Raw genomic sequence first — 9,869 nt, 5'->3', positions numbered from 1 at the left:
GGATAAACGCTGAAAGCATCTAAGCGTGAAGCCGACTCCAAGATTAGATATCCCATCGCTTTATGCGAGTAAGACCCCTTGTAGACTACGAGGTTGATAGGCTGCGTGTGTACGCATGGCGACATGTTTAGCTTGGCAGTACTAATAGGTCGAGGGCTTGACCACAAACTCTTTGGTCAGTCCGCTTATCTCTCCTTTATCTCTCACTTTGTTCAGTTTTCAGGGTGTAACCCTTTAACAAGACAATTTATTAGTTGCCATAAAACAGCGGCGCAGTCGAAAGACTGCGCTGTTGTTTTTTTGAAAAGTCTGTAACATTATCGTTGTTTATGCGTTATTTAGATGAAATGCTTTTTGACAAAGGTGGTGGTTGGTACTGTCAAGAATTATGCGCAAAAAAGATTGCAGGATCTGTGAATGAAGATCAACCGGCAAGGAAAGCGTCGTCCAGTAACGCCTCCAAATGCTTCATGTTCATATACTTTTTGTTGCCCCACTGTGTGCCGGCAACGTGTCTGAGGCGGGCACAAACGAGCATCAGCGCCGAGTTGCCGTCCGGAAAACAACCGACAACCCTTGTACGTCTGCGGATCTCCCTGTTCAGCCTTTCGATGACGTTGTTCGTCCGAATCCGCGTCCAGTGCTCAGATGGGAATTCGCAGTAAGTCAGTGTCTCGTCAATGCTCTCTTCCACCTTCTTCGCCGCCTTCTCCAGCTTCATTTGCCTAAGCTCTTCTACAACAAGCTTAGCCTTTTCGCGGGCAGCTTTCTTGCTCTCCTGGGCGTGGATCGCCTTGAGCATCTTTGCTACAAATTTCACCTTGGACTTCGGCACAACGCTGAATATGTTGCGGTAGAAGTGGACAACACATCTCTGGTACTTGGCGTCGGGAAACACTTCTCCCACCGCTTCCAACATACTGAATACGTCGCCCAAAACTGAGCACCGCAGCCGCGCGAATTGAGCACCGGCGTCGGCGGAATTGCGCACTTTCGTCGCATAAAGTGCGCAGTGGCGTCGGCGTGATTGAACAGCAAAAAATCTCACGGTAAAATGGTAATACGCGCGTAAGCGTGAATAATACCGAAGGAGGTCATCACATGACCAATTACCGTGAGATTCTGAGACTGTACAATCTCGGACTCAATAAAACACAGATTGCCGAGATCTGCGGATATTCCAGAAATACCGTAGCGCAGACAATCAAGCAGGCTGAGGCAAACGGATTGAAGTATCCTTTGCCCGAAGGAATGTCCGACACAAAGCTTGCCGAAATCATTCGTCCAAACGCTCCTCTCAAGGTTGCGTACAAAATGCCCGATTATGCGTATGTTGCACGGGAAATGCTCAAAAGCAACGTAACTCTGAATCTGCTTTGGCTGGAGTATGCCGAGGAATGCAAGAAGAACGGAGAAATCCCGTATCAGCTTACTCAGTTCAAAAAGTATTACCGCGACCACATGACGAAAACCGGAGCGACCATGCACCTCGACCACAAACCCGGCGAGGTTATGCAGGTTGACTGGGCAGGAGACACCGCTTCCATCATCGACACCGATACAGGCGAAAGAATTCCGGTATATATTTTCGTTGTAACGCTGCCGTTCAGCGGATATTCGTATGTAGAGGGATTTCTCTCTATGAATCAGGAGTGCTGGACAGAGGCGCATGTAAATGCCTACAAGTACTTTGGCGGTGTTGCAAAAATCATTCAGTGCGACAATCTTAAGACCGGTGTGGATAAGCATGGCAAGAATGAAATCAAGCTCAACAAATCCTATGCCGAGCTCGCCGAGCATTACAATACCGCGATTCTGCCCTGTCGCGTGAGAGCGCCCAAGGATAAAGCAATGGTTGAGGGGACTGTCGGAGTAATCTCCACATACATCCTCGCTGCGCTGAGAAACAGGGAATTCCTTTCTCTGCCTGAGCTGAACGAGGCAATTTCGGAAAGGCTCTGTCAATTCAACCATAAACCTTTTCAAAAGAAAGACGGCAGCCGCGCAACGCTTTTTCAAGAGGAAAAGCCATTTCTGATGCCGCTGCCGTTACATCCGTATGAGCTTTCGACATGGAAGATTGCGATGGTAGCGCCAAACTACCACATTTCTCTTGACAAAATGAACTATTCCGTACCGTTCGAGTACATCAAAAAGAAGGTGGATGTTCGTTTGACCAAGAATACCGTCGAGGTATTCTTTGACGGCAACAGAATCTGTTCCCACCGCCGTCTTTACGGCAGGGCCAATCAATACAGCACAAACGAGGAGCATATGCCGCCAAATCATCAAAAATATGTGCAGTGGAACGGCGACCGTTTCATTAAATGGGCGGCGAAAATCGGCTCATCCACAAAAACGGTCGTCGCTGCCATTCTTAACGGTTACAAGGTCGAGCAGCAGGGCTACAAGGCGTGTATGGGCATTCTTAAGCTTGCTGACAAGTATACGCCGGAGAGACTTGAAAACGCTTGTAAAAAGGCGTTAACATTTACGCCGCGTCCTTCCTGCAAAAATATACAGGTAATTCTGTCGACAGGTCAGGATAAAACCGGGAAGAGTCAGCAGGCAGAAGCTTTATCTTCAGATGCTTACAGCTTCACCAGAGGCGCCGATTACTACGGAGGTGAGGACTAATGCTGACGGAAAGCACCATCTCAAAGCTGCGCGAGATTCGCCTCGGGACGATGGCGGAAACATTCAGGGAACAGCTTACCAATCCTGAAATCTCCTCTCTTTCATTTGAAGACAGATTCGGACTTTTGGTAGACGCCGAGTGGACTACCCGTAAAAACAATACGCTGACAAGAATGATCAAGAAGGCACAGTTCGCCGACCCATCGGCTTGCATTGAGAATATTTCGTATCTTCCTCAGAGAAATCTCGATAAGGCGCAAATCACTCGTTTCGCTGAATGCAGCTATATCCATGAGCACCACAATATTCTGCTGATGGGTGCAACAGGCTGCGGAAAGACATATCTTGCCTGCGCGTTGGGGATGGCGGCAGTCAGAAAATCCTATCCGGTCAGATATGTCAGATTACCTGAGCTGTTGACAGAGCTTGCGATTGCAAGAACAGCCGGCACATATTCCAAGGTTATTGAGCAGTACAAAAAGCCCGCGCTGCTGATCCTCGATGAATGGCTTTTGTACAGGCTCGAAGAATCGCAGGCGCGGGATTTGTTGGAAATCGCAGAGAGCAGATACAAGAAAGGTTCAATTATCTTCTGTTCTCAATTTGGAGTAAAGGGCTGGCGTGACAAAATCGGCTCGCAGATTGTGGCTGACGCGATTTGCGACCGCATCGTGCACGATTCCTACCGCGTGGTGATTGAGTGCAAAGAGTCCATGAGAAAACTTTTCGGCATAGACAAAGAAAACTAAAAGGAGCCTGCGGCTCATCGGGCTCTGCCCGAACCCGAGGTTTAGCGCTTTGATTTCCGAGTGATGAAAAGGCGGTGCCGGCAAAACCGACATCGCCCATCACTCGCAAACCTCACAAGCGCTCGGGTCGCTCCTCAGCGTTGCCCTATCCTCCTGTGAGTAAAGCACTTTTATTGTAATATGCGCACGCTTACTTGTCAATGTGCAATCACGCGACGGCACTGCTCAATTTCGCCGACGAAGGTGCTCAATTTCAGCGACGGACCTGCTCAATTCAAGCGGCCGAGGTGCTCAATTTCAACGCTATATCCAAACATACCGAGACACTTATCGCCTACGATGAGCTTAACACCTTCTAGCCCTCTGCTTTTCAGCCATTTGAAGAAGTTCACCCAACTGGTTTTGTCCTCTTTCATACCTTCGGCGGCTCCGAGAACCTCTCTGTAACCATCCTCATTCACTGCGATTGCTACCAATACGGCTACATTCTCATACTCTCCGCCCCAGTTGCCGCGAAGATAGATGCCGTCTACATACACATAAGGATACCTGCCGCCTTGCAGAGGACGATTGCGCCATTCCTCGATGTGAACATACGCTTTCTTATTCAGCTCGCTGATCGTGGAAGGAGAGACCTTGGTACCCCAGAGAGCTTCGGTGATGTCTTCGACACGGCGCACGGATACTCCCGCGAGGTACATCTCGATGAGCGCTTCTTCGACACTGCTTTCTCTGCGGCGGTATCTTTCGATGATTGCCGTTTCAAAGCTCACGCCTTTCAGACGAGGTACATGGAGTGTTACGTCGCCGGAGGTCGTGGTGAGATTTCTGTCATAATGACCGCTGCGGTAGCCTTTGCGCGCTTCGTTTCGCTCGTATCTCGCCGCCTGCGTCAGCTTCTCAGCCTCCTACTCCAACAGCTCGTTGAGCGTCTCTTCGACGCTTCCTCTGACTAATTCTTTGATTTCCCCCTTGATTACTTCTTCATTTAGTTGTACAATTTTCTTGGACATAGTTTGCTGTCTCCTTTCAGAATGTTTTGTGTCGTAACTTCATTCTAACAGATTCTGCAAACTATGTCTTCTTTTTATGCCATATTCTTTTTGCGCATTTTATTATACCTTATCCACAAAAAGAAATCACAAGAAAATATGTAAGCGTCAAATGAGGCAAAGAAACATCCGCCACAGTTACTGGTTTGGTACTGTGGCGGATGAGGTTATTTAAGGATAATTTATTCAGTTGAGGGAGCCGCTTTTGAGCGGCAGTCGTCCGGTGCGTTCCACGGCAGGAGGATATCAATGGATTCATTCTCCTTCAGATTTGGCGCTTTTTCGAAAACATACTTGAGATACTCGTATGGATCGAGGTCGTTTTCCTTTGCTGTTTCGATGATGCTGAAAGCTGTCGCGCTTGCCTTTGCACCCGACGGTGTGTTGGCAAATAGCCAGTTTTTTCTGCCGATAACGAAAGGCTTGATGCTGCGCTCTGCACGGTTGTTGTCGATCTCCAGCCTACCGTCCTCAATGTAACGTCGCAGGTATGTCTCTTCCTCAATCAGATAATTGACTGCTTTGCCGAGCTTGCTCTTCGGCGCGATGTTCCGAAGAGATTTTGCCCACGCAAAGAATGCGTCCAGAAGCGGTTTCGCTTGCCCCTGTCGATCTTTCAGCCTATCTTCCGGACGCTTGTCCTTCATTTTCTTTTCAATCTCATACAGCTTACCGCAGTAATCCAGACCGATAGCAGCCGTCGAACCTTTGCGCTGTTCTTCCGGCAGAACCTCCAGCGCCTCGCAGAATCTTCTTCTGGCATGCGCCCAACAGCCGACAATCGTAACATTTTCGATCCCACGGTATGCCTTGTAGCCGTCTGTATGCAGATAACCTTTAAACTCTTTCAAAAAGGTCTCGGCATTCTCCGACTTGCGGTTCGGGCGGTAGTCATAGAGAACGATCGGCGTCTCACAGCATCCGCTCGTCCGGTACAGCCACATGTAACTCTTGGTCGCTGTCGGCTTATCCTTTGTTTTGAGAACCTGTAAGGTAGTCTCGTCCGCATGGAGAACACTTTCTTTGAGGAGCAGCTCTTTCATTCTCTCATACAGCGGCTCCAGCCACAGTTTCGAAGTGGTGATGAACCAGTTCGACATTGTCTGTCTCGACAGCTCAATGCCCTTCTGCTTCAATTCCTGTTCCTGGCGGTAGAGCGGAGAGTGCATCACAAACTTCTGCGTCATCAGATGCGCGATCGCCTGAGCAGAAGCAAAGCTGCCTTTGATGACAGGATTCGGCTGAGGTGTTTCGATCACCGGAGTATCCGCTTCATTCTCATGACACTTTTTGCATGCGTAGGTAAAGTATACGTCCTCACGGATTCTTACCTGTGCAGGGATCATCTCCAGATGTTTGGTGATCTTCTTGCCGATGACTTCCATCTCTTCACCGCAATCGGGACATCTGCGTTCTTCTTCACTGAGCTCATGCTCGACGGTGTAGGTCTCGATGTTCTCGGGGAGCTTGTCAAAGCAGCCGGTCTTTTGCTTACGCTTATACTGTTCTACCGTGATCTCTGTGTTTCTATTCTCGGTATCCTCCAGCGCTTCCGCTTCATTGAAGAACAAAGTCATTTGCTGATAGAGCTGTTCCGTGCGCTCTGAGCTTGAGCCGAAGGTTTTCTTCTTCGAGATCTGCAGCTGTTCTTTCAGCCAGTTCAATTCAGACTCAAGCTGGGCGCAATGCTTCTCCAGATCTTTTAAACCTGTTAAATACTCATATTCGGCTTTGGAGATCGTGACAGTTTCACTGTTGTTCTTACTCATAAACGCCCAACTTTTCTGCTTTGTTTTATGTGTTTATTATACCACAAAAGCAGTGAAAAGTCCAGTATTTATGCGGGTTTATGAGCAATTATCCGAACTTTATTTTCTCCATTTTTCGATGAGCTTTCGGCTGTTGGATACTCAATCCTTCCATCAGCCAGCGGTATTGTTGAGCAGTAATGCCGAGCGCTTCGTTCTCGCTGCGCGGCCACTGGAACTTACCCTTTTCAAGTCGCTTGTAGAGTAAGAGAAAGCCATCGCCCTCCCAGTAGAGCGCTTTGATTCTGTCGGTTCGCCTGCCGCAGAACAGAAACAGCGCGTCGGAACACGGGTCAAGACGAAACTGCTGTTCAATGATGGTTGCCAGTCCATCGATCCCACGGCGAAGATCGGTGTAGCCGCAGGCGAGATAGACCTTCGATCCGCTGAAATCGCTTAGCATGACTTAAGCATGCGAAACAGTGCGGCGAGCGTAGCTTCATCCGCGCCGTTATGTACTTCGGCGCAGATGCTGCCGACTTTTACCGACGCCGCGATGTTGTCATTATGGCTCTCATCAAAGGATAGCGGAACTTCAACGAACTGAGAACTCTTTTGTAGCGCTTTCCATACCCTTTGCTGGCGGTAGTGGAAGGTGCTGACGGCAATCTGATGCTGCTCGCACCAGGAGCGCACACTCAGTCCGCTGGTGCGGCACTCTTCAACCTGCCGCGACCATTCCGCGAGATTATTGTTTTCTTTGATAATTTGCAGCCCTTTTGGCATAACTTCACCCCGTGCGATTGTGTACGATCGTATCCGTTCGAATACAATGGACTACAACCGCTCACTTCGTTTTTGCTTATATTCTCGCACATTTGCCGAGCGGAAGGCAATACGGTGGTTTATTTGACGGTTACAATTTTATTTGCTTTTGCCCTTTTTGTTATATTTCAATTATAAAGAAAACTATAACTTTAGCATAAAATGACCTTAATAAAATTCATCTCAATATAAATTTATCTCTCATGCCCGTGCGTTTTTCTGCTTCTTTGCTGTTGATGTGCTTGTCTGCGCTGCTGATAAACGTATTCACGGACGGCTCGCATATTAATCTCGTCGTCGAGCTTCATATCTGCGTCACGGATGCTGCTGAAAAATGTGCTGCGAGAGAAATACTCGCCGTAAGAATCTGAAATCTGATTAAGAGCATTACGTTCTTTATCAGAGCGAATATCCAAACGAGCCTTTCCAAATTCGCCTGTGTTGAATTCTTTGGATTGCTCCTTGTATTCAGCGTATTGCTGTAAGGCTTCGTTTAGCTCAGCAGTGTATTTTTCTTCTCGTTTGTCTAACTCCTTCAAAGCAGACCGCATTCTGTCAAGGCTGTCATTGACCGTAGATACATCTTTATCATCGGTTCGCTCCATAGCGGTAAGCAAGCGAGCTTTTTCGGATTTCAGTTCTTCAATTTCTTCTGTCAGCTCGGCGATGCGGCGAGCTAAATCACGGTGAGTAATGACCTTGATAAGGGGAGTAGACTTCTTCTGTTTTTGAAGTTCCTTCCGTTCTTTCTTCTTTACAGCGATCTGCTTGACAATACTCTTGTAGCTTTCATAATTTGCCTTTAACTCCTTAACATAATCGGTAATATTGCGCTTGCCGATTTTTGTATGCAGGATATGATAGCTGATAACGATAACCTTTTCACGCAGAGATTCCATCGCTTCGGCAAGAGCCGGGACAGTATTCTTGACCGCCTGAGAGATTTTCGCAAACGCAGCTTTCAGCTCACAGAGCAGAGCGTTGTCAGCTTTGATTTGACGGTTGACTTCACAGCGGTCTGCAATCAATCCTCTGCGCTCCATCGCTTGTGCGACATAGCCTTCGTGAATCGTAGGCTGCTCGTCGATACATCTTGCGGCGTGACTGCGGTGGTCGATATGGGCGTCTGATCGATTCGCTTCATCAAGATATTTGTTCGTGTTCTGCGCCCAATTCTCTCGCCATATCACAAGCTGTTCGTCGCTGTTCCAACGGGCGGTGATAGGATTCTGCCGACCGTATTTTGTGCTTTTCGGATATTTGTTGGCTCGCTCATAGCCGTGCCGCTTCGCTTCTGACGGCGGCATATACACCTTCTTTTTGCCGACATAATATTGATATTGCTTCTCCCAACCCTGTGCTTTCGCTTTCAGAAACTCGGCGGCGGTGAAGCCTTTTTCTTCTCCGTTGTGTTTACAAAGATATTCCTTTTCGGTCTTGTACTGCCACTTGCCTTTATCGTCCAACGGTCTGACAGTGAGCATAATATGGGCGTGGGGATTGTGTCCGTCAGTATCGTGAATAGCAACGTCAGCGCACATACCATCTGCAACAAAGTTATTTTGGATATATTCTGTTAGCAGATTTATCCATTGTTCTTTGTTGAGTTCAACAGGCAAAGCGACCACTAACTCACGGGCAAGTCGGCTGTCCTTTGTCTTTTCGGCACGTTCAACGGCGTTCCATAATTCGCTCCGATTCTGCCATTCCTGCGGAGCGTTTTCGGGTAAAAAGATATGCTCCCACACAAGACCGTGCTTGCGGGTGAAATCGTGTAGCACACCGTCATAATCGTTCAAAATCTTGGAGCAACTCATATAGGCGGATGCGGCGACGGCGCTTCTACCGGAGCTGCGACTGATGACTTTTGCTTCTAAATGATAGATCGCCATTCTTGTAAATCACACCTTTCGGGCAGAATTTTTGTTTCTTTTTCATAAAAAGAAAATGCGGTTGACGAACAGGCAACCGCACGGAAGGTGACGGCTCTGAGGCAACTTTCGCAAGGCTCCAACGGAGCCGCAACCCTCGGAGAGCGCACGGTTTCAACGAATGTTGAAATACCACCGCTTACCAAAACTCTGCGAGTTTTGGCAGTGGTGAGTAAGTGCGCCCTTCGGGATAAAAGAAGAAACGCTCCGATTTCTCGAAGCGTCCCATTGATAATGATTATTTGAGCAGACTGCATAGATAACCCTCCAACTGTTCCAATGACATTTGCCTAACTTGCGGCATAGCTTTCTCTAAAATAGCTCCCTCTTGGATAAGTCGATGTGTCCGAACTGAACGCTCCTTCACACGGTTGCGAGCCTGCGCTTCTTCCAGTCGATGCTTTGCCTGTAAAAACTCTTTCTCTGTAAAACTCATTATAAATACCTCCAATCAAAAAGGCGGCTTGTGAAATTGCTCTCACAAGCCGCCGCAGCGTTAATTTATTATGCTGTTTTCTTTTCTTCGATGAACACCGTGTCGGAAGTGTTCTGATTCAACTTTTGTTGTTTCTTCATCTCGTAGCGTTCTTTTCGCATGATACGATTTGCTTCTTCTTTGCATTCCTTGCAACAATACTTGACATCACTTCTTGTAGCAACGAATGTTTTACCGCAGTAATTGCAAACTATTTCACGCATCCGCTTTTCCGATTCTTGCCGACGATAATATTTCGCTCGACATTTTGGAGAGCAGAACAGCGTATTAGACATCTTGGATTCAAATGAATTGCCACAACATTTACATTTAAGGGTAAAAGGCTGTCCTACTTTATGCTTGCCCGCTTTCATCAACTGATAGCGTTCACGGCTCACGATACGGTGACGCTTCAACTGTTCCTGACGCTTGATTTCCTCCGCTGTCAATTC

The 9,869-nt window shown here is 47.8% G+C and carries 7 protein-coding genes, 1 rRNA gene and 3 pseudogenes; 3 read left to right on the top strand and 8 right to left on the bottom strand.

Annotated elements, in window-relative coordinates; genetic code table 11:
- Positions 1–165 (top strand): 23S ribosomal RNA (locus tag JKK62_RS09055); the annotation flags it as partial.
- Positions 166–424: 259 nt separating this feature from the next.
- Here the strand turns inward: JKK62_RS09055 and JKK62_RS09050 are convergent.
- A pseudogene (locus JKK62_RS09050) lies at positions 425–940 on the bottom strand (transposase); the annotation flags it as partial.
- 161 nt (positions 941–1,101) lie between these two features.
- Here JKK62_RS09050 and istA point away from each other — a divergent pair.
- Together istA and istB are read left to right on the top strand one after the other, a co-directional pair.
- Complete coding sequence (gene istA / locus JKK62_RS09045; protein ID WP_201427626.1) at positions 1,102–2,637, top strand: IS21 family transposase; 1,536 nt, start codon at positions 1,102–1,104, stop codon at positions 2,635–2,637.
- The gene (gene istB / locus JKK62_RS09040; RefSeq protein ID WP_186833953.1) at positions 2,637–3,386 is read left to right on the top strand and encodes an IS21-like element helper ATPase IstB; all 750 of its coding nucleotides are present in this window, start codon (positions 2,637–2,639) and stop codon (positions 3,384–3,386) included. Before istA ends, istB begins: the two co-directional genes overlap by 1 nt.
- Before the next feature lie 314 nt (positions 3,387–3,700).
- Here istB and JKK62_RS09035 read toward each other — a convergent pair.
- From JKK62_RS09035 to JKK62_RS09005, 7 genes and pseudogenes are all read right to left on the bottom strand, one after another.
- Positions 3,701–4,399: pseudogene (locus JKK62_RS09035) on the bottom strand (IS256 family transposase); the annotation flags it as partial.
- Between the two features lie 221 nt (positions 4,400–4,620).
- On the bottom strand, positions 4,621–6,207 hold the full coding sequence (gene tnpC, locus JKK62_RS09030) for an IS66 family transposase (RefSeq protein ID WP_243411803.1): 1,587 nt from the start codon (positions 6,205–6,207) through the stop codon (positions 4,621–4,623).
- Positions 6,208–6,295: 88 nt separating this feature from the next.
- The gene (gene tnpB, locus JKK62_RS09025; RefSeq protein WP_201427625.1) at positions 6,296–6,649 is read right to left on the bottom strand and encodes an IS66 family insertion sequence element accessory protein TnpB; all 354 of its coding nucleotides are present in this window, start codon (positions 6,647–6,649) and stop codon (positions 6,296–6,298) included.
- Entirely contained in the window at positions 6,643–6,972 is a 330-nt protein-coding gene (gene tnpA, locus JKK62_RS09020) for an IS66 family insertion sequence element accessory protein TnpA (RefSeq protein WP_201427624.1), read from the bottom strand. Before tnpA ends, tnpB begins: the two co-directional genes overlap by 7 nt.
- Positions 6,973–7,205: 233 nt before the next feature.
- The gene (mobQ, locus tag JKK62_RS09015) at positions 7,206–8,903 is read right to left on the bottom strand and encodes a MobQ family relaxase (protein ID WP_201427623.1); all 1,698 of its coding nucleotides are present in this window, start codon (positions 8,901–8,903) and stop codon (positions 7,206–7,208) included.
- 277 nt (positions 8,904–9,180) lie between these two features.
- A complete protein-coding gene (locus JKK62_RS09010; protein WP_092977676.1) occupies positions 9,181–9,378 on the bottom strand; it encodes a DUF3847 domain-containing protein in 198 nt (65 codons plus the stop codon).
- 68 nt (positions 9,379–9,446) lie between these two features.
- Positions 9,447–9,869 (bottom strand): annotated as a pseudogene (locus JKK62_RS09005) (recombinase family protein); the annotation flags it as partial.

It is taken from the genome of Ruminococcus difficilis, assembly GCF_016680995.1.
Note: the sequence above shows the minus strand (reverse complement) of the source record. Positions and strands in the feature narration are given on the sequence as shown.